21 protein-coding genes, 1 tRNA gene and 1 pseudogene are annotated in these 21,599 nt (G+C 71.5%); 6 read left to right on the top strand and 17 right to left on the bottom strand.

All coding sequences use genetic code 11. From position 1 onward, the window contains the following. Positions 1-35: 35 nt before the first annotated feature. Positions 36-1,151 (bottom strand): site-2 protease family protein, encoded by a 1,116-nt coding sequence (locus tag ACZCAH_RS02535; protein ID WP_464339568.1) that lies wholly within the window; start codon positions 1,149-1,151, stop codon positions 36-38. Between the two features lie 109 nt (positions 1,152-1,260). On the opposite strand from ACZCAH_RS02535, the gene ACZCAH_RS02530 reads away from it, so the two are divergent. Next, positions 1,261-2,070, top strand: a complete 810-nt coding sequence (locus ACZCAH_RS02530) for a PAC2 family protein (RefSeq protein ID WP_464339567.1) — start codon at positions 1,261-1,263, stop codon at positions 2,068-2,070. Positions 2,071-2,113: 43 nt separating this feature from the next. Here ACZCAH_RS02530 and mshC read toward each other — a convergent pair whose 3' ends face one another. The 3 genes from mshC to ACZCAH_RS02515 all read right to left on the bottom strand — a co-directional run bounded on the left by mshC (position 2,114) and on the right by ACZCAH_RS02515 (position 4,819). After that, positions 2,114-3,397 carry a cysteine--1-D-myo-inosityl 2-amino-2-deoxy-alpha-D-glucopyranoside ligase gene (gene mshC, locus ACZCAH_RS02525; RefSeq protein ID WP_464339566.1) on the bottom strand — a complete coding sequence of 428 codons (1,284 nt, stop codon included), beginning with the start codon at positions 3,395-3,397 and terminating at the stop codon, positions 2,114-2,116. 34 nt (positions 3,398-3,431) lie between these two features. Beyond that, the gene (locus ACZCAH_RS02520) at positions 3,432-4,304 is read right to left on the bottom strand and encodes an undecaprenyl-diphosphate phosphatase (RefSeq protein WP_464339565.1); all 873 of its coding nucleotides are present in this window, start codon (positions 4,302-4,304) and stop codon (positions 3,432-3,434) included. A 194-nt stretch (positions 4,305-4,498) separates the two neighbouring features. Then, positions 4,499-4,819 (bottom strand): DNA primase, encoded by a 321-nt coding sequence (locus tag ACZCAH_RS02515; protein WP_464339564.1) that lies wholly within the window; start codon positions 4,817-4,819, stop codon positions 4,499-4,501. Positions 4,820-4,950: 131 nt separating this feature from the next. On the opposite strand from ACZCAH_RS02515, the gene ACZCAH_RS02510 reads away from it, so the two are divergent. Both ACZCAH_RS02510 and ACZCAH_RS02505 read left to right on the top strand, forming a co-directional pair. After that, entirely contained in the window at positions 4,951-5,247 is a 297-nt protein-coding gene (locus ACZCAH_RS02510; protein ID WP_464339563.1) for a DUF5703 family protein, read from the top strand. Positions 5,248-5,314: 67 nt separating this feature from the next. Then, positions 5,315-5,815: a hypothetical protein gene (locus ACZCAH_RS02505; RefSeq protein WP_464339562.1), complete on the top strand. Its 501-nt coding sequence runs from the start codon at positions 5,315-5,317 to the stop codon at positions 5,813-5,815. Positions 5,816-5,848: 33 nt separating this feature from the next. Here ACZCAH_RS02505 and ACZCAH_RS02500 read toward each other — a convergent pair whose 3' ends face one another. The 4 genes from ACZCAH_RS02500 to ACZCAH_RS02485 are packed head-to-tail and all read right to left on the bottom strand — an operon-like array spanning position 5,849 to position 9,444. Beyond that, a complete protein-coding gene (locus ACZCAH_RS02500) occupies positions 5,849-6,694 on the bottom strand; it encodes a TrmH family RNA methyltransferase (protein ID WP_464339561.1) in 846 nt (281 codons plus the stop codon). Next, positions 6,694-7,161: a tRNA (cytidine(34)-2'-O)-methyltransferase gene (locus ACZCAH_RS02495; RefSeq protein WP_464339560.1), complete on the bottom strand. Its 468-nt coding sequence runs from the start codon at positions 7,159-7,161 to the stop codon at positions 6,694-6,696. Before ACZCAH_RS02495 ends, ACZCAH_RS02500 begins: the two co-directional genes overlap by 1 nt. Positions 7,162-7,199: 38 nt before the next feature. After that, the gene (locus ACZCAH_RS02490) at positions 7,200-8,054 is read right to left on the bottom strand and encodes a ChbG/HpnK family deacetylase (RefSeq protein WP_464339559.1); all 855 of its coding nucleotides are present in this window, start codon (positions 8,052-8,054) and stop codon (positions 7,200-7,202) included. A 13-nt stretch (positions 8,055-8,067) separates the two neighbouring features. Then, positions 8,068-9,444, bottom strand: a complete 1,377-nt coding sequence (locus tag ACZCAH_RS02485; protein WP_464339558.1) for an MFS transporter — start codon at positions 9,442-9,444, stop codon at positions 8,068-8,070. 179 nt (positions 9,445-9,623) lie between these two features. Between ACZCAH_RS02485 and ACZCAH_RS02480 the strand changes: the two genes are divergently transcribed. Further along, entirely contained in the window at positions 9,624-9,998 is a 375-nt protein-coding gene (locus ACZCAH_RS02480; protein WP_464339557.1) for an LbetaH domain-containing protein, read from the top strand. Between the two features lie 317 nt (positions 9,999-10,315). On the opposite strand, the gene ACZCAH_RS02475 is transcribed toward ACZCAH_RS02480, so the two are convergent. Then, the gene (locus ACZCAH_RS02475; protein WP_464339812.1) at positions 10,316-10,618 is read right to left on the bottom strand and encodes a hypothetical protein; all 303 of its coding nucleotides are present in this window, start codon (positions 10,616-10,618) and stop codon (positions 10,316-10,318) included. A gap of 932 nt (positions 10,619-11,550) precedes the next feature. Here ACZCAH_RS02475 and ACZCAH_RS02470 point away from each other — a divergent pair. Then, positions 11,551-12,150, top strand: coding sequence for a hypothetical protein (locus ACZCAH_RS02470; protein WP_464339556.1), 600 nt, complete (start codon positions 11,551-11,553; stop codon positions 12,148-12,150). Positions 12,151-12,729: 579 nt separating this feature from the next. After that, a pseudogene (locus tag ACZCAH_RS02465) lies at positions 12,730-13,014 on the top strand (integrase core domain-containing protein); the annotation flags it as partial. A 209-nt stretch (positions 13,015-13,223) separates the two neighbouring features. On the opposite strand, the gene ACZCAH_RS02460 reads toward ACZCAH_RS02465, so the two are convergent. The 8 genes from ACZCAH_RS02460 to ACZCAH_RS02425 all read right to left on the bottom strand — a co-directional run bounded on the left by ACZCAH_RS02460 (position 13,224) and on the right by ACZCAH_RS02425 (position 21,578). After that, positions 13,224-13,309, bottom strand: a tRNA-Leu gene (locus ACZCAH_RS02460). Positions 13,310-13,400: 91 nt separating this feature from the next. Continuing rightward, positions 13,401-13,790, bottom strand: coding sequence for a hypothetical protein (locus ACZCAH_RS02455; RefSeq protein ID WP_464339555.1), 390 nt, complete (start codon positions 13,788-13,790; stop codon positions 13,401-13,403). A gap of 172 nt (positions 13,791-13,962) precedes the next feature. Continuing rightward, positions 13,963-14,919, bottom strand: a complete 957-nt coding sequence (locus ACZCAH_RS02450; RefSeq protein ID WP_464339554.1) for a shikimate dehydrogenase family protein — start codon at positions 14,917-14,919, stop codon at positions 13,963-13,965. Beyond that, positions 14,901-16,058 carry an endolytic transglycosylase MltG gene (mltG, locus tag ACZCAH_RS02445; RefSeq protein ID WP_464339553.1) on the bottom strand — a complete coding sequence of 386 codons (1,158 nt, stop codon included), beginning with the start codon at positions 16,056-16,058 and terminating at the stop codon, positions 14,901-14,903. Before mltG ends, ACZCAH_RS02450 begins: the two co-directional genes overlap by 19 nt. After that, the gene (ruvX, locus tag ACZCAH_RS02440) at positions 16,055-16,603 is read right to left on the bottom strand and encodes a Holliday junction resolvase RuvX (protein WP_464339552.1); all 549 of its coding nucleotides are present in this window, start codon (positions 16,601-16,603) and stop codon (positions 16,055-16,057) included. The genes mltG and ruvX overlap by 4 nt, the downstream gene beginning before the upstream one ends. Continuing rightward, on the bottom strand, positions 16,600-19,308 hold the full coding sequence (gene alaS / locus ACZCAH_RS02435; protein WP_464339551.1) for an alanine--tRNA ligase: 2,709 nt from the start codon (positions 19,306-19,308) through the stop codon (positions 16,600-16,602). Before alaS ends, ruvX begins: the two co-directional genes overlap by 4 nt. A gap of 110 nt (positions 19,309-19,418) precedes the next feature. Further along, the gene (gene rpsD, locus ACZCAH_RS02430) at positions 19,419-20,045 is read right to left on the bottom strand and encodes a 30S ribosomal protein S4 (protein WP_329746640.1); all 627 of its coding nucleotides are present in this window, start codon (positions 20,043-20,045) and stop codon (positions 19,419-19,421) included. A gap of 168 nt (positions 20,046-20,213) precedes the next feature. Continuing rightward, complete coding sequence (locus ACZCAH_RS02425) at positions 20,214-21,578, bottom strand: replication-associated recombination protein A (RefSeq protein ID WP_464339550.1); 1,365 nt, start codon at positions 21,576-21,578, stop codon at positions 20,214-20,216. Positions 21,579-21,599: the final 21 nt, after the last annotated feature.

Genomic DNA, 21,599 nt, shown 5'->3' with positions numbered 1-21,599 from the left:
GCTCGTCCCCGGAGGCCGATGAGACGTGCGCCGCCTCAGGGGCGGCGCGGGGCGCCGAGGCGCCGCTGCACATCCGCCGCGAGGACCACGCCGAGCATCCGCTGCTCGGCGTCCAGGACGGCGTAGGCCGGGGCGGGGCGCCGCATCATCGCGGAGACCAGCTGCTCGCCGCCGAGCGCCGACGGGAGGACGCCGAGCTCGCCGAGCGGGGCGGCGACCGCGCTCACCGGCGTCCTCTCGCGGTGCTCCGCGGGGACGGCGGCGAGGGCGGCCGCATCGAGGCGCCGGACGCGGCCGAGCACCCCCGGCCGGGCGGTCCCGGGCTCGAGCACGAGCACGTCCTCCGGGTCGACGTCGAGGGCGCCGAGGGGCTGGGTCGGGGGGACGAGGCGGATCGGGCGGGCCAGGGCCGCGAGGTCGAGCCCCTCGATCCGCCGCTGCAGCCGCGCCCCGTTCAGCGCGCTGCTCGCGCCCTGCCAGAGCATGCCGGCGATGAGCAACGCCCACAGCAGGGTGAGCAGGCCGAGGGTCCCCGTCCCCCCGGCCTCGAGGATCCGCCACAGCGGGACACCGAGGGCGAGCACGGCGATCCCCCGTCCGATCCAGGCGGTGATCACCGTGCCGCGCACGGGGCTCCGGAGCACCCCGCCGAGCAGCGCCTCGAGCGCGCGCCCGCCGTCCATCGGCAGCCCGGGCAGGAGATTGAAGACGGCGAGAGCGAGGTTCAGCAGCGAGCAGGCGGACCAGAACGCGAGCGCCGCCTCGCTCTCGACGGAGAGGGCCGCGAGATGGGCGAGGCCGGCGAGCAGCAGGTTGCTCAGCGGACCGACGAGGGAGACGACGATCGAGGCGAGGGCGCCGAGCGGCGCGCCACGGTACTGGGTGTGGCCGCCCCAGAGGGTCAGCGCGATGTGATCGACCGTCGCCCCCGACAGGTGCGCGGCCACGGCATGAGCCGCCTCGTGCAGCAGCACCGAGAGGATCAGGACGAGGGCGACGCCGACGGCGAGGGACGCGGCGAGGGCGAGGCTGGCCCCGGGCGCCGCCATGCTGGGGAAGATCATCGCGGCGAGCAGCAGGACCGTGATCAGGGTCCCGGGGCTGACCTGGATCGGGGGCAGCGGGCCGAGGCGCAGCGCGGGGCGGGGCATGGGGCGTCTCCTCCTGTCCCGCGGCGCACGACCGCGGGGCAGGCCGAGGATAGCCGTCCCGCCTGCGCCCCCGCCGCTCAGGCGGTGGCCCCGGGGCTACGATGGGTCGATGAGTCGAATCGCCATCGCGGCCTTCAGCGGCTGGAACGACGCCGGGGAGGCCGCCACCGGGGTGATCGATCACCTGCTGGAGACCTGGCCCTCGCGGCCCGCCGGCCGGGTGGACGCCGAGGAGTACGTCGACTTCCAGGTGAACCGCCCCGACATCCGCACCACCGAGGACGGGTTGCGGGTCGTCGACTGGCCGGACACCGAGCTGCGGATCGTCACCCCGCCGCAGGGGCCGGAGATCGTCACGGTCCTCGGCGCGGAGCCCTCGCTGCGCTGGAAGAGCTTCTGCGACGAGGTGCTCGAGCAGATGCAGCTGCTGGACGTCTCCGCCGTGGTGTGCCTCGGGGCGCTGCTCGCCGACGTCCCCCATACACGTCCCCTCCCGGTCAGCTCGCAGGTCGAGCCGGGTGCCGCGGAGTCCGTCGGCGACCGCGACCAGTACGTCGGCCCGGTGGGCATCCCGACGATCCTCGCCCGCCGCACCACGAGCGCGGGCCTGCGCACGACGAGCATGTGGGTGCAGGTGCCGCACTACATCTCGCACTCCATGTCGCCGAAGGCGGTGCTCGCCCTCGTGCGCGAGCTGCAGGAGCTGATCTCGGCGCCGATCCCGCAGGACGAGCTCGAGGCGATCGCCGAGGGCTGGATGCGCGGGGCCGATGAGCTCGCGCGCACCGAACAGGAGATCGGCGCCTACGTGCGCGAGCTCGAGCAGATCCAGGACGCCGGCGAGCTGCCCGGCGCGAGCGGCGAGGCGATCGCTCGGGAGTTCGAGCAGTTCCTGCGCCGTCGGCGCGAGGCCGACTGACACCTCCCGCTGCGGAGCGGGCCGGCCTCCGGGGTCGGGCCGCTCAGTCGGTCAGAGCGAGTCCGAGGAGGGCATCGCAGGCGGCGGCGACGTCCCCGGGGCGCGCCTCCGCCGCGTCGGGCCTCGTCTCCCGCGCCGCCCGCTCGGCCGCGGGACCCGCGGCACCGGCACGCGCCGCCCAGGCGTCGAGGGCGACGAGGGCCGACGGCGTGTCGAGATCCTGCCGCAGCGCGGCGCGCAGCGCCTCGACGGTCTCCGGGTGCCGGCCCCCGAGCGCCGCGGCGGCGCGGTAGGACGCCAGGCGCGCCTCGGCCTGCGTCAGCTCCGCCTCGGACCACTCCCAGTCAGCCCGGTAGTGGTGCGCCATGAGGACGAGACGGATCGCCATCGGATCGACCCCGTCACGGACCAGGCGGTGGACGAACACGAGGTTGCCGAGCGACTTGCTCATCTTCTCGCCGTCGAGGGCGACCATGCCGCTGTGGGCGTAGGCGGTCGCGAAGTTGCGGCCGAGGGCGACGGCATGGGCCGCGCTGAGGTCGTGATGCGGGAAGACGAGGTCCGAGCCGCCGGCCTGCACGTCGAAGGGGAGCCCGAGGCCGCCCTCGGCGATGCACACGCACTCGACGTGCCAGCCGGGGCGTCCCCGCCCGAGCTCCCCGGCGTCCCAGGCCGGCTCCCCGGCGCGCTCGGCGCGCCACAGCAGCGGGTCGAAGCGGCCGCGCTTGCCGCGGCGGTCGGGGTCGCCGCCGCGCTCGGCGACGACGGAGAGCATCTGCTGCTCGCTCCATCCGGAGACGTCCCCCAGCGCGCCGTCCACGGAGAGGTCGAGGTACCAGTCCTCGCCCTCGGCGTCGGGGGTCTCCACCTGGTAGGCGCGGCCCCGCTCGCGCAGGCGATCGACGGTGGCGATGATCTGGTCCATCGCCTCGCTCACCGAGAGGTAGGTCTCGGGGGCGACGATGCGCAGCGCCGCCATGTCCTCGGCGAAGAGGTCCACCTGGGAGGCGGCGAGCTCGCGCCAGTCCACGCCGTCCCGCTCCGCGCGTTCGAGCAGGGGGTCGTCCACGTCGGTGATGTTCTGAGCGACCTCCACCTCGAGGCCGCTGTCGCGCAGCGCGCGCCGCATCAGATCGGCGGCGTGGTAGGTCGCGGCGTGCCCGAGATGGGTCGCGTCGTACGGGGTGATCCCGCAGACGTACAGCCGCGCCGTCCCCGGCGTGAGGGGCACCAGCGGGGCGATCCGCCCGGTCCGGGTGTCGTGCAGCCGCAGCGGGAGGCCGGAGGCGGGAAGGGGCGAGATGCTCGGGGAGGTCCAGGAACGCACCGGTCGATCATACGGTTCCCGCCGAGGTCAGCGGTCAGGCGCCGCCCAGCGGATCGACCAGGCCCGTCCACAGCAGGATCAGCAGCACGAGACCGGCGACGACGCGGTAGACCACGAAGACGGTGTAGGAGCGGTTCTCGATCATGCGCATGAACCAGACGATCACCGCGTAGCCGACGCCGAAGGCGACCAGGGTCGCGACGATGATCACGAGCAGGGAGGGTTCCCCGGCGGCCGCGGCCGCGGCCCGCCCGTCGGCCGTCAGCAGCGCCGGGACCTCCTTCGCGGCCTTGTAGAGGCCCGAGGCGAAGACGGCGGGGACGGCCAGCAGGAAGGCGTAGCGGGCCGCCGCCTGGCGGGTGTAGCCCATGAGGAGCCCCGCGGTGATGGTGCCGCCCGAACGGGAGACCCCGGGGATCAGGGCGAGCGCCTGCGCGAGGCCGAAGAGGATGCCGTCGCGCCAGGAGAGCTCCTTCAGCTCCTTGCGCTGCGGCGCGATGCGATCGGCGAGGCCCAACAGGAGGCCGAAGACGATGAGCATCGTGGCGGTGATGTAGAGGTTCCGCAGGCCGTTGTCGATCTGCTCCTCGAAGAGGAGACCCAGCACGCCGATGGGGATCGAGCCGAGGATCACGAGCCAGCCCATTCGGACGTCCGGATCGGACTGCGGGAGGCGGCCGACGAGGGCCCGGCGCCAGCGGCCGATGATCCGCGTGATGTCCCTCCAGAAGTAGATCAGGACCGCGGTCTCGGTGCCCAACTGGATGATCGCGGTGAACGCCGCACCGGGATCCTGCCCGGGGGCCATGAGCTCGCCGACCACGCGCACGTGCGCGCTCGAGGAGATCGGGAGGAACTCCGTGAGGCCCTGGACGAGGCCCAGGATCACTGCCTCGATGAACGACATGCGGACTCCTCGACGGACGGCGGTGGCGGGACGGGCCGGGGGTGCTCACCGGCCCTGGACAGAGTACGCGGCGCCGGGCGGGGTGCCCGGCGCCGCGTGGGGACCGTTCGTGCAGACGTCGTGAAGGGTCGGAGATGTCGCCGTGAGAGAACCGGGACGACGACGGGGATGACGTCGGGGACGGGGAGCGCTGCTCAGCGCTCGTCGTCCTCCTCGTCGTCCTCGAGGTCGTCGTCGCCGAACTCCTCGTCGTCGTCCTCGAAGTCGTCGAGATCGTCGAAGTCGTCCTCGTCGTCGTCCTCGTCATCATCCTCGCCGTCGAAGACGATCAGCGGGGTGGCGATGTCGTAGGCGTCGAAGAGGGCGTCGTCATAGTCGTCGAAGGCCGTGGTGAGCTGCTCGGTCGCAGCCTCCAGGGCGGGATCGTCGTCACCGCGGGAGGCGGCGGCCGCCTCGTAGTGACGTTCGAGGGCAGCGATCAGCGCAGCGAGAGCGGAGCGAGGATCCGTGTTCATGGTTGGACGGTACATCGTCCGGCGGCAGAATGGACAGCGGAAACTGCCGTGGCGAGGTCACGGATCCGTGCCCCTCGCCAGGCCCGGACCCGACTTGGCGCGGCGTCGTCGATCCCCGGAAGCGAGTGCCCGTGCCGTCCCAGCCATCACCCCTCGTCGCGCGCATCGAGATCGTCCGGGATCCGCGCGGCCTGAGAGACCTCCCCCTCGAGCGCGGCCGGTCGGCCGAGGACTACGAGTTCCAGATCATCACCGTCCCCCGGGAGAGCTCAGTGTCCCAGGTGCGCGCAGCGCTCACGGAGCACGCGGAGTACGGCCGGTGGGAGCATGCGCGCACCCGGAAGTACCTCGGCGGCGGCCGGAAGGTCTGGATGCGGCGCCGGATCGTGCGCGTGGAGTCGGCTCTCGGGGCGGACCGCTCGGACTGACCGCCGCGCTGTCCACAGACCGCGGGGCGCGGGAGCGCCGACGAGCGCGGTCTGGTGGACTGGGCGCATGTCATCGCCGGTGCTGCTACCGCTCCTCGTGCTGGCGGTCGCCTATGTGCCGCCCGCTGTGGTTCTCGCGCGCATCGATCTGCGGGAGCACCGGCTGCCGAACCGGTGGGTCGGCCTGCTCACGGCCGTGGTCGCGATCGGCCTGATCCTCTGCGCCCTCGTCGAGCCCGCCCTCCGCGCGCCACTGCGATCGGCGGCCGTGCTCGCGCTCGTCCTCGGCCTCGGCGCGGTGCTGCTCGCCCTGCTCGCCCCGCAGCTGCTGGGGATGGGCGATGCCAAGGCGCTGCCGGTCGTGGTGCTCATGAGCGGGGCCCTCGGCGGGGAGGAGCTCCTCGCGGCGCTGTTGGGGATCGCCCTGCTCGGAGGGATCGTCGGATCGGTGCTGCTGCTGCGCGGCCGGTCCGGGGAGCGCTTCGCGTACGGTCCGATCCTCCTCTCGGGCCCCGTGCTGGGCCTCGCCGGGGCGCCGCTCGTGGCGGCCGCCCTCGGCACGGCCTGACCCCGCTCCCCCGCCGTCCCGCCCGGGCCCCGCTCAGCGGGCCGCGGCGTCCCGCTGGCGTCGCGCTTCGTAGAGGGCGATCGAGCCCGCCACGGCGGCGTTGAGCGAGGAGGCGCCCGTGCCGGGGACCATGGGGATCTCCGCGATCACGGCGCAGGCCTCCCGCCACTGGGCGCTCATGCCCGCGGTCTCATTGCCGACCACGAGCAGCACCGGACCGGTGAGATCGGTGCTCTCGAGCGTGTGCCCGCCGGCCTCGTCCAGACCCACCACCCGCCAGTCGACGCCCTCGGCCCGTTGCCCCTCAAGATGCGCGAGGACCTCCCGCGGCGAGGACAGGCGCAGCACCGGGAGGGCGAAGGCGCTCCCGGTCGAGGCGCGGATCGCGGCGGGATCCCAGACGTCCGCCGCATGACCGGTGGTGATCACCGCGCTCGCGCCGAGCGCGTCGGCCGAGCGCACCAGCGAGCCGATGTTCCCCGGACCGGAGGGACGGTCGAAGGCGACCACGAGCGCGTCGGGGCCGAGCACCTCCGGCGAGAGGCGCGAGAGGTCGTCAGCGGGGATCGCGGCGAGGGCGAGCAGCTCGGGGGTGCCCTCGTCCCGCTCCCCCAGCTCGGCCATGAGCTCGGGGGCGAGCTCGATGACCGGCGCGGGAGGGTCTGCGAGGAGCTCGCGCGCCCAGCGGCTCGGGGTCTCGCGGCCGTCGCTGAGCAGGGTGCGGATCTCGATCCCGTGCTCCAGGGCGAGCGTCAGGGGACGCACCCCCTGGATCACCATCTCCCCGCTGCGGCTGCGCTTGGTGCGGTTGGTCAGCAGCGCCTGCCACTGCTGGAACTGGGCGTTGCGGCGCTCGATGCGGATGGGACGTCGGGCCATCACACGCCCGCCCCGTCGTAGCCGTTCTGGCGCCAGGCCTCGTAGACGGCGATCGACACCGAGTTGGCGAGGTTGAGAGAGCGGCGCGCAGGCAGCATCGGGATCCGCACCCGGGCGGTGACCCGCGGATGGGAGAGCGCCTCCGCGGGCAGCCCGGTCGGCTCGGTGCCGAACAGGAGCACGTCGTCCGGCCGGTACTCGACCTCGCCGAAGGTGGTCTCGGTGCGCGCGGTGAAGGCGAAGACCCGGGAGCCCGGGACGGCCGCGAGGGCCGTCTCCAGATCGGGGTGGATGTTCACGTCGGCGAGGTCGTGGTAGTCCAGCCCGGCGCGGCGCAGCTTCGCGTCCTCGAAGTCGAAGCCGAGAGGCTCGATGAGGTGGAGCCGCGCCCCGGTGACGGCGGCGAGGCGGATGGCGTTGCCGGTGTTGCCGGCGATCGCGGGCTCGTGGAGGAAGACGTGGACCATGCCGGGATTCTTCCACGGTCGGGCACCGCTCCCCCGCCTCACCAGCGGTCGACGAGCTCGACCCCCGTCGAGGCCAGGGCGTCCCACCACTGCGCATCGCGCAGCAGCCGCGCCTCCCAGGCCCGCTCCGGCGGGATGCCGGGGCCTTCGCCCGACGGATGGAGGAACAGTTCCGAGGTGCCGGGCGGCAACTGGGCCACGCCGTGCAGCAGCCGGTCGCGGAGGGCCTCGTAGGAGCCGAGGAGGCGGGCGGGGAGCGGGTTGGTGAGGATCGCAGCCGGGATCGGCACCCCGAGGTGGTCGGCGAGGTCCACGGCCCGGCGGTGCCGCGCCTCGCGCTCGGTCGGACCGAGCAGGGAGGACCGCGGCGCGGCGGCACCGGGCCGGTCGTGGTGGCGGAGCGGCTCGGGGTCGCGGGGCAGGCGCACGGCGAGGCCGTGCCGGGCGGCCCAGTGCAGCGCCCCGGGCAGGAGCCCGCCGCCGTGCAGGCCGTAGAGGGTTCCGGTGTGGGAGTCGACGGCCCGCGGTCGCAGGCCCCTGTCGTGCATCCATCCCAGCTGCGCCTCGAGCTCGGCCAGGACCTCCCTGTCCTGGGCGCGGAGCTCGGCGAGCGGGTCCGCGAGGCGCAGGGTGCCGTCCGGCTCGTGCAGCGAGGGGGCGTCGGTGAGCAGCTGCCACGGTCCCCCGGTGCTCTCGGCGACGAGGCAGGTATGCAGGTGCGGGGTGATCCCCACGGCGCGGACCGCACGGGCCGCCCGCTCCGCGTGAGGCGTGGTGACGAGCAGGGAGGCGGCGGTGATGGCCCCGGCCGCGGCGAGCTCGGCGATCACCTGGTCGGTGAGGGGGTCGCGGCCGAGGTCGTCGGCGGTGATCACGAGTCGTCGACCGGCCACGGCACCTCCCGGTTCAGCCTATACTGGACACTACTCCAGAATCTTCGGGAGCGGCCGGGATGCGCACGAAACGGGCGGCGATCGCTCCGAGGAGCACGAGGCCGAGCGGGTAGGCGCACAGGTAGACGCGGAAGGCGAGGCCGGTCCGCTCCCCCGGGTCCTCTCCCGAGTAGTAGCCGAAGAACACTCCGAGCGAGGCCAGGGCCAGACCCGAGACGACGCCGTTGAGCCGGCCGAACACCCCGAAGGCCGAGAGGAACAGGCCTTCCCGGTGCGTCCCGTACCGGGCCGCATCGGCATCGAGCACCCGCGCGACGACGAGATCGTGCGTCGCCATCATCCCGGCCCAACCGGCGCCGAGCACCACTCCCGCTCCGATCGCGGTCGCCAGCGTCGGCGCCATCAGCAGCAGCGCGAACCCCGCCGCCAGCACGACGAAGGCCCAGCGCCAGGCGCGCAGGGCGCCGATGCGCGCGATCACCAGCGCCCACACCGCGAGCCCCGCGGCCGCCACGACGATCACCGCCCCCTGGAGCGCGAACGCGTAGGCGACGGGAAGCCCGAGGGTGTGACGGACGTAGAGCTGGACACCCGAGAGCACGAGGCCGAGCGCGGCGGTGTAGCAGGCGCCGGTGAGGCCCACGGACCAGAACTGCCGGGTGCGCAGGATCTGCAGCACCGCCCGGCCCAGACGCGGTCGCTCGAGCGCCGAGTGGCGGGGATCCTCCCGCGCCCCGAGGGCCATCACGACGATCACCACGACCGCGATCACGCCGTAGAGCAGCGCGGTGCGCGAGAAGCCCTCGGTGCCGTTCTCGCTGCCCAGCCAGGACGTCGTCAGGATCGGGGTGAGGGCGAGGGAGATGATCATGGCGATCAGCTGGAAACCCTGGCGCAGGGCGTTGGCGACCGCACGCCGTCGCTCCCCGGGGAAGAGCTCGGGCAGGAGCGCCCCGTAGTTCGCGTTGAGCATCGAGTCCATCAGCTCGCAGAGGATCGCGAAGACGGCGAACCAGAGCACCAGGGCCGTGCCGTCGAGCGCCGCGGGCGGGCTGAACAGCGCGATCATCGAGGCGGTGAGGAGCGGAGCGCCCACCAGGAGCCAAGGTCGACGTCGGCCGAAGCGGCTGCGGGTGCGGTCGGAGAGATGACCCAGAAGCGGGTTGTCGAGCGCGTCGATGATCGCGTAGACGATCATCACCGCGGCATAGGCCCGCACGTCCAGGCCCAGCTCGTCGACGTAGAACAGGAGGATCGAGCCCTTGATGAAGTTGATCGGGATCGACGTGCCGAACATGCCCAGGGCATAGCGCCAGGGCGGGGTGGGTCGGACCGCGGGCACGGCCGACGGGGGCTCCGCCGCGGGGACGGTTTCGGGCTGGCTCGTCACGAGGGCTCCTCTGGCGCCGGATGGCCGCATCGTAGCGAGCGACGAGGACTCGAGGAGCGGCTGATCGCGGCGGCGGCGGCCGTCCGGCGGGCGAGCTCGGCGGGTCCTGGACCGCGCATCCCCGTCGCTACCCTGAGAGCGGGGCCCGCTCCGGGCTCGGGACGAGGAGGAGTGCCTCGGTGCTGCAGGATCTGCTGGACGCGCCGAACGCCGGGGAGAGGATCGAGGGCGGCTCCCCGCTGCACGAGGTCATGCATCGTGTGAGCCAGCAGGCGATGCGGATGACGGCGGAGCTCAGCGGTGCCTATCACGAGCCGTCCGAGGTGCGGGAGCTGCTCGCCGAGCTCACGGGGACCGCGATCGCCGATTCGGTGACCGTCTTCCCTCCGCTCACCCCGGACTTCGGGAGGAACCTCCGCCTCGGGGAGCGGGTGTTCATCAACTCCGGGTGCCGTTTCCAGGGCCAGGGTGGGATCACGATCGGCGATGACTGCCTGATCGGGCACAACGTCGTGCTGGCGACGCTGAACCACGACCTGGACCCGGCGCGGTGAGCGGATCTCCATCCGGCGCCTGTCGTCCTCTGGAAGCGGGTGTGGATCGGCGCGGGCGCGACCGTCCTGCCCGGGGTCACGATCGGGGACGGTGCCGCGGGGGTGAGCTGGGCGTTCGCCGGATAGGTGCTCCCGCGCTGACTCCTCTGTGCAACTCGCCGCTACGTCACGACGACTCAGCCGCAGATCTCGATTCCGTCAGTCCCGCACCTCAGCCTCAGGCTTTCGTCGTCGAGGTGCCCGAGGAGTGATGCAGGGTGAGTACAGTGCTCCTGATCTGGAAGAAGGGACTTGCCAAAATTCCAGTCCGTGCCAGTTCAGCGGGCACCTCCAGGGGGAATGCTGCCGGGGAATTTCCGTGTGCCCGAGCTGATGCCACAGCAGTGCCCGTGGGCGGCCACGCCGACGTGGCGCTGCTGCCCGAGACTTTCCGCGCGAAGGGCCTCGCTGTAGAGCTCTACGGAACGCTCGCGCCGCGGCGGATACAGCACTCGCGCCATCGTCCCGGGAAGATCCTCGCCGATCTCGCGCTTATGCTCGCGGTCGGTGAGGACTGTCTGGCCGATGTCGCGACGCTGCGAGCTGAGCCGGAGGTGCATGATCGATGGGTCGAGCGGCACGAGGGAGATGCTCCAGGAGCTGGTTAAGCGCGAGGGCTCGTCATCGATCGGGTTCTCCCTGCTCGTGCAGCACAACGGAACCGTCCGGTCCAATCCCGAAGCACGTCTGGGAGCTGGCGCAACACTCCAACGCCGACGTCCGGGACTGCTCGGATACGCCGGCCAGCCCGCCCGGAGGTGGAAGACCGAACGCGTGCTACACCGCCAGTTCCAGATCCCCGCGACCATCGCCCGTCACGCCCGTCGTCCAGTCACGCACCTCTTGAACCGACTCACGCTCGGGAGAAATCACCCGGGCCGACCACGCCCGACCACCACGACCGACACGTGGCGGACTGTCACGCACCGACGCCCGAATCAACCGCTGGCATCGGCAACGCTGCCGAACAACGCCGCTCAACGGCACCGAGGCAGAACGAGGCCGAGAAGGTCCAAGTCAGGCCTACACCCGACGAACGACGGCGAGTCGGCCTCCATGGTAACTTCGACGCGAGACCTGCCTCACAGTGCGGACATGGAGGAGTATCGAGATGTCCAACATCATGAGAATCGTGAAATCTACTCTGGCCACAGCGACCCTGGTCGCGGGACGAACGCTCGCAACCCCAGCGATCGCGGAGCCGAGCACCCTTTCATGCGGCCCACCAATCGCAGGGATGTACTTCTGCGGTCCATTGGATCCGTATAATAGTCGCACAAGTGGCGCCATCTCCTACCGCACAACCGGCGTTCTCGCCCTGAAGAGCGGGCCCTACTACACGATGAGAATCGCCGCATATGAAAAGCGCGGTAGCGGCAATGTGATGATCTGGGAGGGCAGGTCCAACAGCGGCTCATTGACGAGGACATTCCCGCGAACTGTGAACGGACACACCATCTGCGCTAACGCCGGAACGGCGCGGAACGACGTGCGCTGCTACTCCCGATAGTCGATGAACTCGCTCCTTCAACGACTGCGCCGTGCCATCGCCGCAACTGCGATGTTAGCGCTGATAGCGATTCTCCCCTCATGCTCTAATAGTTCAGACGACATGGAGCCGAGCGGATACAGTTTGCTGGCCATTCCGGAAACACCGCTGGACAAACCGCCATCCAACTTGATAGACACCAGCTCCACCGGGATGCCCAAAGACTGGCGAGCAGCGTCTCTGCAAGACGGGGCACATGTCTACCTCGGGACCGAGGAAGACTCCATCTGCATTCTTCTCATAGTCGACGCCGAGGCCGGAAGCTATCTTTCTTGTCGATACGAGCCCGAACGAGACCCATTGCACATCCGAATCCAAGAGCTCGACGGCCCGCAGGTCGCTGTATTCGCTACCCCTGACAACATCCGAGCAATAACGGTGGGTGGCGTCACCTGCCTTTCCAAAAATAACATCGTCACTTTTACAGACCTGAAGTCGCAAGACTCGGCGGCCGAGATCCTCTACCTGGATGGGACGTCGCGCACCACAGATTTCCCCCCCTTGACTCAGCCAGAATCTGCGACCCCGGAAAATGAAGCACCCCGGGGCCCGATCTGCGCGTGAACCTCCTCCGCTCACCTCGGACTTTCACTGTTCAGGTCTCGGCGGTGTCATCGCGTCTGAGCAACTCCTCCGCTCTGTGTGAGCGCGCATCTCAGTCTGCATCGACCGTCCCAGTCGACATCCCCGCCGTGCGGGCGGGAAGTACGTGACAGCGGCAGCCGCGATCACCCGGGGAACGAGCAGGGCCCCGGCATCTACCGTCGCCCTGCTTCGCAATGAGTCGACCCGGGTTTGATGCCGCTGCTGTTTGCGTCCGGATGGATGGACAGCATGCCGAAGAAGATCGATCTCCAGCTGCGCGCGAGGTGCGTGCGGCTCGTCAGGGAGCACCTCCAGGAATGCCCCACCCTGACCACAGCAGTCACCGCGGTCGCCCGCCAGGCTGGCGTCTCTCGCGAGTCCGTCCGGCGCCAGCTCGCGCAGGCCGAGGTCGACGACGGGACCCGTCCCGGTGTCACGAGCGAGGAATCCGCGGAGGGCAAGCGCCTGAAAGCTGAGGACAAGCGGCTTCGCGAGGACAACAAGATCTTTGGCCGGGCCTCGATTCTCTTCGTGGGGGAGCTCGCCCCCTCAGGGCCGCTCGCCCTCGAGGGCATAACCCCGTGGACCGGGACCGTCGGCGATGCCTTTGACAACGCGCTGATGGGGACGATCAACGGGCTCGACAAGACCGAGTGCATCCGCACCACCGTCTTCCACCCAGGGCCATTCCGGACCCTCGCAGACGTCGAGTTCGCAACCTCCGGCTGGGTCGACTGGTACAACAACCGCTGCCTCCACGGCTCCCTCGGGATACTCACCCCGGTAGAGTCCGAGAGGCTTCACTACGAGGCCCTCACCCGAGAGCCCGCACCCACAAAGTAGAGGCAGAGAACCCGGGCCGAATCAGACACCTCGGTATCGGGCACGCCCACAAAGGACGACCCGTCCGCCTCCTCATCGACCACAACGACTTCCTCGTCGCCGACCTCGACACCGGCACCGTCCTGGCAGAGTTCACCATCGACCTCACCCGCTGCTACCAGCCAAAGAAGAAGGGCCCCGGTGGAGACCGGGGCCCTGTTCTCTCGACGTGTCCGAAGGGGGACTTGAACCCCCACGACCTAATACGGTCACTAGCACCTCAAGCTAGCGCGTCTACCAATTCCGCCATCCGGACGAATGGCCGCCGTAGCGACTCGAGAAGATTAGCACGGCCCCGCGCCCGCCGACGACCGATCTGCGCTCTGCCAGGCATGACGTGGCCATCATCACGCTGAGGCGGTCACCCGCGACCCGGGCATGACGGCGTGGAGGAGATCGAGGACGAGGGCGATCAGGGACCCGGCCCCCACGCGCGCCGGATCCGCCACGCGCTCGGCGAGGTCCTGCAGCGAGGCGGCGGCAAGGGCCAGCATGGTCGGGTCGGGGTCGATGACCCGATGCGGCTCCCAGGTGCTCAGTTCGGCGAGCACCAGCTCGAGCTCGTCGGCGGAGCCGTGGACGGAGGGGGTCAGCAGATCGACCCGGGCCCGGGCCGCGAGGGCGGTGCAGCGGCGCAGCAGCGGGGTGGACGTCTCCGGGAGGATCGGGAGGGAGGTGGTGTCCGCGGTCGGGCTCGGCGTCGGCGGGGAGTCGATCTCCGTGCGCGGGGTCGCCACCGACTCCCAGGATCCTCGCCGTGTCTCCATGAGTCACTCCCTCGTGCTCGTCCGAAGGCCCTCTGCCCCCGTGGATCCGTCCGACTTTACTATCCCTTGACTGAAGGATTCAAGGGACCATCGACCCTCCGCGACCGCCCTCGCGGCGACGGCCCCGGGATGCTCGCGCCGCTCAGTTCGAGCGGGAGGCGAGCTCGCGGCGCGCGGCCTCGAGCATGGTCCGGACCGGGGCGCGCTGCACCCCGAGCATCGAGCGGACCTGCAGATCCGCTTGATGGGCGAGCATCTCGAGTCCATCGGCGACCTCGCCGCCGAGCGCGCCGACGAGACCGGCGAGGGGTGCCGGCCACGGGTCGTAGAGGACATCCAGGAAGACGCCCGGCACCGCTCCCGGTGCCGTATCCCGCTGGCCGCCCGTGGTCCAGTCCGCGGCGACGGCCTGCGCCCCGGGGACCGCGAGGGCGCTCACGACGAGGTCCGCGGTGAGCAGCTCCCGATTGTCCTCCCAGGCGACGCGGCGCACGTGCACGCCGTGTCCCGCGGCCAGGACCTCGAGGGTGGCCAGCTTCTCGGGGCTGCGGGCGCTGAGCAGGATCTCCCGCGCGCCCAGCTCGAGGAGCGCCGCGACGGCGCTCAGCGCGGTCGCCCCGGATCCGAGCACCGCACCCGTCGGTCCGACGCCCTGCGCGCCGATCCCTCCGTCGGACCCGGTGCCGCGGGGGCCCGGGGCCCCGTGGTCGCGCAGTGCGGCGACGATGCCGTGCACGTCATGGTTCTCGGCCCGCCAGGAGCCGTCGGGCCGGCGCACGAGGGTGTTGGCGATGCCGAGCGCCGTCGCGGTCGCATCCCGCTCTGCCGCGAGATCGTGCGCCTCGGGCTTGCCGGGCATCGTGACGCTCAGCCCCTGAAGGTCGCGGCCGGGACCGTCTGCGAGGAAGGCCGCGAGCTCGCCCGCACCGACCTCGTGGCGCTCGTACCTGGCATCAGTGATGCCGAGCTCCGCGTAGGCGGTGCGGTGCAGCACCGGCGAGAGCGAGTGGGACACGGGCGAGCCGATCACGGCGAAGCGCCGCCGCAGGAGCGCCCGCCCGGTCGCGGGCTCGGCCGAGGTCACTTCGACTGCGCCCATTCCTGCCAGTCCGCGACGTTCTGCTCGTGCTCGGCCCAGGTCGCCGCGAAGCGGGTCTCCCCCGTGTCGGTGTTCACCGTGACGAAGTAGAGCCAGTCGCCCGCGGGCGGGGAGACCGCCGCGTCGAGGGCCGGCCCGCCGGGGGCGGCGATCGGACCGGGCGGCAGACCGGGGTACTTGTACGTGTTGTACGGCGAGTCGATGGCGCGCTCGGCATTGGTGGTGGCCACCGCCGAGTTCTTCCCGGCCACATAGTGCACGGTCGAGTCGAACTGCAGCGGCATCGGCGTCCCGCCGGCCTCGCCGGCGCCCTCGAGGCGATTGAGGATGACGCGCACGACCTTGCCGTAGTCCTCCTCCTTGTTCGCCTCGAGCTCGGCGAGCGAGGCCAGGGTGAGCGTGCGATGCCAGTCCGCCTCGGCGATGCCGCGGTCCGTCAGCTGCTGCTCCATGCGGTCCCACATCATCTGGATCACCTGCTCGGCGGTGGCGTCCTCGGGGATGTCATAGCGCCCCGGCCACAGATAGCCCTCGAGCGTCCCCGCGGCGTTCTCCGGGATGCCGTACGCGGTGTAGTCGACCGCTGCGGCCTCGAAGTCCTCGACCGGGATGCCGGAGGCCTCGGAGAGGAGCGGCCAGATCTGGGTGAGCCGCAGCCCCTCCGGGATGATCACGCGGTGGCCGGCGAGGTTCGCCGGATCCAGGAGCGCGTTGAGCGCATCGGCCGAGGACATCTCCAGCTTGAGCCGATAGACGCCCGGCTCGATGCCGGCGGCGTCCGGGGTCGACGAGAAGAGGTTGATGAAGGGACCGCTCGACTTGATGACGCCGGCCTCGACGAGGGTCGAGGCGATGTCCGTGCCGGTGTCGCCCTCGGCGACCTCGACGATCGCCTCCCCGGACCCGGGGCCCGGGAAGTCCGTCTCCTCCGCCTCCATGGAGACGTTGGAGGTGACCCAGCGGTATCCGGTGTAGCCGCCCCAGCCGATGCCGACGACGACGGCGACCACCAGCAGCACCGGGAGCACGGCGCGGAGTAACCCCCCACGGCGACGCGCGGCGCGGCGACGCCCGCGACCGTCTCCGGAGACGTGCTGCTCCTGGGCGAGCTCCTCGAAGCTCGAGTCCTCGTCGTTCATCCCGCATCCTCCTGTCCCACGGGGCCGGTGCCGTCCGGGAGGTCGGGGTCGACCTCGACGAGCTCCCCGGCGCGCGCCCCGGTCGACCGTTCGATGTCCAGCGCCTGCTGGAGGATCATCACGGCGGCGACCTGGTCGACGACCTGGCGGTGCTTGCGCCCCTTCCGCCCGGAGGCGTGCAGGGCCTGGTGCGCCGAGACGGTGGTGAGGCGCTCGTCGAGCATTCTCACCGCCACGTCCCGGTCGCTCTCCTCGAGCTGAGCGGCGAGACGGTCGGCGAAGTCCCGCGCCTTCCTCGCCGCGGCGCCCTCGCTGCCATCCAGCGACCGCGGGAGCCCGACCATGATGACACGGGCCTCGGCCTCGGCGGCCTCCTCGAGGACCCGTGCCACCGCGATGTCGCGGGGGGCGGTCTCGACGGGCGTGGCGATCAGTCCGTCGAGATCGCTGCGGGCGATGCCGACACGGACGTCGCCGACGTCCACGCCGAGGCGGACGCCCCGGGGCAGGCCTCCGGGGACGTCCGAGCCGGGAGCGCCGCTCATGCGCCCGCGGTCGCCTCGATCGCGCCGCGCACCGCGGCCAGGGCCGCGCCGATCCGCGCGGGCTCGCCGCCACCGCCCTGGGCCATGTCGGGCTTGCCGCCGCCGCGGCCCCCCATCGCCTCGGCGCCGCTCTTCAGCAGGTCGCCCGCCTTGAGGCCGAGATCGCGGGCGCTCGCGCTGGTGGCGACGACGAGGGCGGCGCGACCGTCCTCGTGGCCGGCGACCGCGACGACGACGGGAGAGTCCTCGCCGAGACGGGCGCGCAGGTCGAGCGCGAGGGTGCGCAGATCGCCCGCGGCGATCCCCTCCCCCGCGTCGTGCGCGAGCAGGCGCACCCCGGCGACCTCCGTCGCGCCCGCGACGAGACGCCCGGCCTCTGCCTGGAGCTGCTGTCCGCGGAGCGCGGCGAGCTGCTTCTCCATGTCCTTCATCCGCTGCGTGAGCGAGCGGACCCGCTCGGGGATCTCCTCGCTGCTGCCGACCTTGAGGATCTCGCTCAGCTGGGAGACGAGCGCGCGCTCCTTCGCCTGGTGGCGGTAGGCCGAGAGGCCGACGAGGGCGTCGACGCGGCGCACGCCGGAGCCGATCGAGGCCTCGCCCATGAGCTGCACGGAGCCGATCGCGCCCGTGCTGGCGACATGGGTGCCACCGCACAGCTCGCGCGACCAGTCCCCGCCGATCGAGACCATGCGGACCACGTCGCCGTACTTCTCGCCGAAGAGCGCCTGCGCGCCCGCGGCCTTCGCTGCATCGAGGGACATCTGCTGGTCGGTGACCTCGAGCTCCTCCTGCAGCAGCGTGTTGACGCGCCCCTCGATCTGGCTCAGCACGGAGGCGGGGACCGCCTGGCCGTATCGGAAGTCGAAGCGCATCCGGCCCGGGGAGTTCTCCGATCCCGCCTGCGTGGCGCCGTGACCGAGCTCCTCGCGGAGGGCCTCGTGGACCATGTGGGTCGCGGTGTGGGCGCGGGCGATCGCGCCGCGGCGCTCGCGGTCGATGGTCGCGATCGCGGCGGCGCCCGCGGCGAGCTCGCCCTCTACCAGACGGCCGCGGTGCACGATCAGGCCCTTGACGGGCTTCTGCACGTCGTCGACCTCGACCAGGCCGCCGCCGGTCAGGGCGATGCTCCCCTGGTCGGCCAGCTGGCCGCCGGACTCGGCGTAGAACGGGGTCGCCGCGAGCACGATCTCGACCTGCGCGGGCGCCTGCACGGAGTTCACGATCGCGCCGTCGACGAGCACGGACTCGACCGTCGTGGCGACGGTGTCCTCGGTGTAGCCGAGGAAGGGCACCTCGCCGCCGCGCTCGCCCAGCAGGCGGTTGTAGATCGCGGTGTCGGTGTGGCCGGTCTTCTTCGCCGCGGCATCGGCCCGGGCGCGCTCGCGCTGCTCCTGCATCGCGGAGCGGAACGCCTCGGCATCGACCTGGAGGCCGACCTCCGCCGCCATCTCCATCGTGAGGTCGATCGGGAAGCCGTAGGTGTCGTGGAGCTTGAACGCCTCGTCACCGGGGAGGACGCGTCCGCCGTCGGCCGAGGCCGCCGTCGCGACCCGGTCGAAGAGCGCGGTGCCCGTCTCGAGGGTGCGGCGGAAGGCCTCCTCCTCCGCGTAGACGATCTCGGCGATGCGCGGGAAGTCCGCCTCGAGCTCCGGGTAGGACTCGGCCATGAGGTCCTTGGAGATGGGCAGGAGGTGCGGCATGGCCGGCTCGGCGTAGCCGAGCAGGCGCAGGGAGCGCACGGCGCGGCGGATCAGACGGCGCAGCACGTAGCCGCGACCCTCGTTGCCGGGGCGCACGCCGTCGCCGACGAGCATCAGGGCGCTGCGCACGTGGTCGCCGATGATCCGCAGGCGGACGTCGTCCTCCTCGTCCTCGCCGTAGCGGCGGCCGGAGAGCTCCTGCGCCTTCTCGATGACGGGGAAGATCTGGTCGATCTCGTACATGTTCCGCTTGCCCTGCAGCAGGTAGGCAAGGCGCTCGACGCCGAGGCCGGTGTCGATCGCCTTCTGGTCGAGCTCGCCGACGAGCTCGTAGTCCTTGCCGCTGCCGGGGCCACGCAGGAACTGGTCGAAGACGAGGTTCCAGATCTCGAGGTAGCGGTCCTCGGCGCGCTCGTCCCCGGGCCACTGCGGGAGCGTCCCGGTGGGCGCGTCGGGGCCGAACTCGGGGCCGCGGTCGTAGTACCACTCGCCGGTGGAGCCGGCGGGGCCGGGCTGCCCGGTGTCCCAGCAGCTCTCCTCCCAGGGCAGGCGCACGATGCGCGCCGGGTCCAGGCCGATCACGGTGGTGAGGTGCTCGTAGGACTCCGCGTCCTCCTCCCACAGCGTGATCCAGAGACGCTCGGGCTCGAGGCCGAAGCCGCCGTCCTCGACCGAGGAGGTCAGCAGCTCCCAGGAGAAGTCGATGGCGCCGCGCTTGAAGTAGTCGCCGAAGGAGAAGTTGCCGGCCATCTGGAAGAAGGTGCCGTGGCGGGTGGTGCGGCCGACGTTCTCGATGTCGTTGGTGCGGATGCACTTCTGCACGCTGACGGCGCGGTCGTAGGGCGCCTTCTCAGTCCCGACGATGTAAGGGATGAAGGGGACCATGCCGGCGATCGTGAAGAGGATCGACGGATCGCTCGAGACCAGCGAGGCGCTGGGCACGACCTCGTGCGCCTTCTTCTCGAAGTGGGCGAGGTAGCGCCGATGGATCTCAGAGGTGCGCATGGTCGGTGGGGGTCCTTCCGGGACTGCGGTGGACGGAGGGGGACACGAAGGCCCCGGTCAGGGTACCGGAGTACACCTGCCGGGGCCGTTCGCGACGCGTGAGGCGGAGGTCAGCGCGCGTAGTACTCGACGACCATCTGGACGTCGCAGGTCACGGGGACCTCGGAGCGCTTGGGGCGCGAGACCAGCTGGGACTTCAGCTCGGCGAGCTCGACCGACAGGTAGGACGGGACCTGGGCGAGGACGTCGGAGTTGCCGCCCTCGGCCGCGATCTGGAAGGGCTCCATCGCCTGGGACTTGGGCTTGATCTGGATGGTCTGGCCCGGCTTCACGCGGAAGGAGGGACGGTCCACCAGCTTGCCGTCGACCAGGACGTGACGGTGCACGACGGCCTGGCGGGCCTGGAGGATGGTGCGGGCGAAGCCGGAGCGCAGCACGAGCGCGTCGAGGCGCATCTCGAGCAGCTCGACCATCGACTCACCGGTCAGGCCGGACTCCTTCTTGGCATCCAGGTAGGAGCGGTGCATCTGCTTCTCGCGCAGGGCGTACTGGGCGCGGAGACGCTGCTTCTCGCGCAGACGGACCGCGTAGTCGGACTCGGTCCGACGACGGGCGCGGCCGTGCTCGCCCGGGGGGTACGGGCGCTTCTCGAAGTACTTGACCGACTTCGGGGTCAGGGGGAGCCCGAGGGCTCGGGACAGGCGCGCCTGACGACGCGCGCGTGTGACGTTGGTCACGAGGTCTACCTCTTATCGCGTGTGGTGAATCCAGTCTTGCAGCCGCGGATTCAGCGACCAACAGTAGCGCAGGGCCCCGCGCTGCTCAACGGTTCGCGGCGCAGGTCGCGCGCGGATTCCTGTGGAGTCGCCCACAGGGCGGCGATGCTCTCGCCGCCCTGGACCGCCTCACCCGCCGCGCAGGATGCGCCGCAGTGCCTCGACGCGCCGGGCGGTCTGCGCCTCCTGGCCGTGTCCGGTGGGCTCGTAGTAGTCGGTCCCCACCAGGTCGTCCGGCGGGTACTGCTGGGCGACCACCCCGTGCGGGAAGTCGTGGGCGTAGCGGTACTCGACGCCGTGCCCCAGGGACTTCGCCCCGGAGTAGTGGGCGTCGCGCAGGTGCGCGGGGACGCCCTGGCCGCGCCCGGCGCGCACGTCGGCGATCGCGGCGTCGAGCGCCCGGTAGGAGGCGTTGGACTTGGGGGCGGTGGCGATGTGCACCACCGCCTGCGCGAGCGGGATCCGCCCCTCGGGCATGCCCAGCAGCTGCACGGCCTGCATGGCCGCGACCGCGACCTGCAGCGCCGTCGGGTCCGCCATGCCCACTTCCTCGCTCGCGGCGATCACGACGCGCCGGGCGATGAAGCGCGGGTCCTCGCCCGCTTCGATCATGCGGGCGAGGTAGTGCAGCGCGGCGTCGGCGTCGCTGCCCCGCATGGACTTGATGAAGGCGCTCGTGACGTCGTAGTGCTGGTCGCCGGCGCGGTCGTAGCGAAGCGCCGCCCGATTGACGGCCTGCGCGAGCGTCGCGGCGTCGATCTCCTTCGACTCCTTCATCAGCGCGGCGGCCGCCGCTGCCTCAAGGGAGGTGAGGATTTTGCGGGCGTCGCCCCCGCCGAGCCGCAGCAGCGCCTCCCGGGCGTCGTCGGCGAGCGTGACGGCGCCGCCGAGCCCGCGGTCCTCGGTCAGGGCCCGGTCGATCAGCGTGTCGAGATCGGCGCGGTCCAGCGACTCGAGGGTGAGGACGATCGAGCGCGACAGCAGCGGGGAGATGACCGAGAAATGCGGGTTCTCGGTGGTCGCGGCGATCAGCGTCACCCAGCGGTTCTCGACGCTGGGCAGGAGGGCGTCCTGCTGGGACTTCGAGAAGCGGTGCACCTCGTCGACGAAGAGCACCGTCTCCTTCCCGATCGTCCGCAGCCTCGACCGGGCCTGGTCGACGACGTCGCGGATGTCCTTGACCCCGGCGAGCACGGCGGAGACCTCGACGAACTCCCGGTCGCCGGACTGCGCGACGACGTAGGCGAGGGTGGTCTTGCCGGTCCCGGGCGGACCCCAGAGGATCACCGAGGACGGGGCTGTGCGGGAGTCGTCGGCCGCGACGAGCCGGCGCAGCGGGCTGCCGGGCTCGAGCGCGGCGTGCTGCCCGACGATCTCCTCGAGCCGGCGCGGCCGCATCCGCACCGCGAGCGGGGCGCGGTGGTCGTGGTTGCGGTCCGACAGGGTGCGCGGCGCCGGGGCGACGTGCGACACCGAGAACAGGTCCTCCTCCATGTCCCTCAGACTATGCCGCGG

This window comes from Brachybacterium sp. B718/18, from assembly GCF_055454375.1.
Note: the sequence above shows the minus strand (reverse complement) of the source record. Positions and strands in the feature narration are given on the sequence as shown.

What these genes read in the sequence shown, in the direction of transcription:
- ACZCAH_RS02530 (WP_464339567.1), top strand. Translation starts at nt 1,261, where the DNA reads ATGAGTCGAATCGCCATCGCGGCCTTCAGCGGCTGGAACGACGCCGGG.
- ACZCAH_RS02425 (WP_464339550.1), bottom strand. Translation starts at nt 21,578, where the DNA reads ATGGAGGAGGACCTGTTCTCGGTGTCGCACGTCGCCCCGGCGCCGCGC.
- ACZCAH_RS02450 (WP_464339554.1), bottom strand. Translation starts at nt 14,919, where the DNA reads ATGGGCGCAGTCGAAGTGACCTCGGCCGAGCCCGCGACCGGGCGGGCG.
- ACZCAH_RS02500 (WP_464339561.1), bottom strand. Translation starts at nt 6,694, where the DNA reads ATGGCCCGACGTCCCATCCGCATCGAGCGCCGCAACGCCCAGTTCCAG.
- ACZCAH_RS02470 (WP_464339556.1), top strand. Translation starts at nt 11,551, where the DNA reads ATGAACTCGCTCCTTCAACGACTGCGCCGTGCCATCGCCGCAACTGCG.
- ACZCAH_RS02520 (WP_464339565.1), bottom strand. Translation starts at nt 4,304, where the DNA reads ATGTCGTTCATCGAGGCAGTGATCCTGGGCCTCGTCCAGGGCCTCACG.
- ACZCAH_RS02515 (WP_464339564.1), bottom strand. Translation starts at nt 4,819, where the DNA reads ATGAACACGGATCCTCGCTCCGCTCTCGCTGCGCTGATCGCTGCCCTC.
- ruvX (WP_464339552.1), bottom strand. Translation starts at nt 16,603, where the DNA reads ATGAGCGGCGCTCCCGGCTCGGACGTCCCCGGAGGCCTGCCCCGGGGC.
- ACZCAH_RS02495 (WP_464339560.1), bottom strand. Translation starts at nt 7,161, where the DNA reads ATGGTCCACGTCTTCCTCCACGAGCCCGCGATCGCCGGCAACACCGGC.
- mltG (WP_464339553.1), bottom strand. Translation starts at nt 16,058, where the DNA reads ATGAACGACGAGGACTCGAGCTTCGAGGAGCTCGCCCAGGAGCAGCAC.
- ACZCAH_RS02535 (WP_464339568.1), bottom strand. Translation starts at nt 1,151, where the DNA reads ATGCCCCGCCCCGCGCTGCGCCTCGGCCCGCTGCCCCCGATCCAGGTC.
- ACZCAH_RS02505 (WP_464339562.1), top strand. Translation starts at nt 5,315, where the DNA reads ATGTCATCGCCGGTGCTGCTACCGCTCCTCGTGCTGGCGGTCGCCTAT.
- alaS (WP_464339551.1), bottom strand. Translation starts at nt 19,308, where the DNA reads ATGCGCACCTCTGAGATCCATCGGCGCTACCTCGCCCACTTCGAGAAG.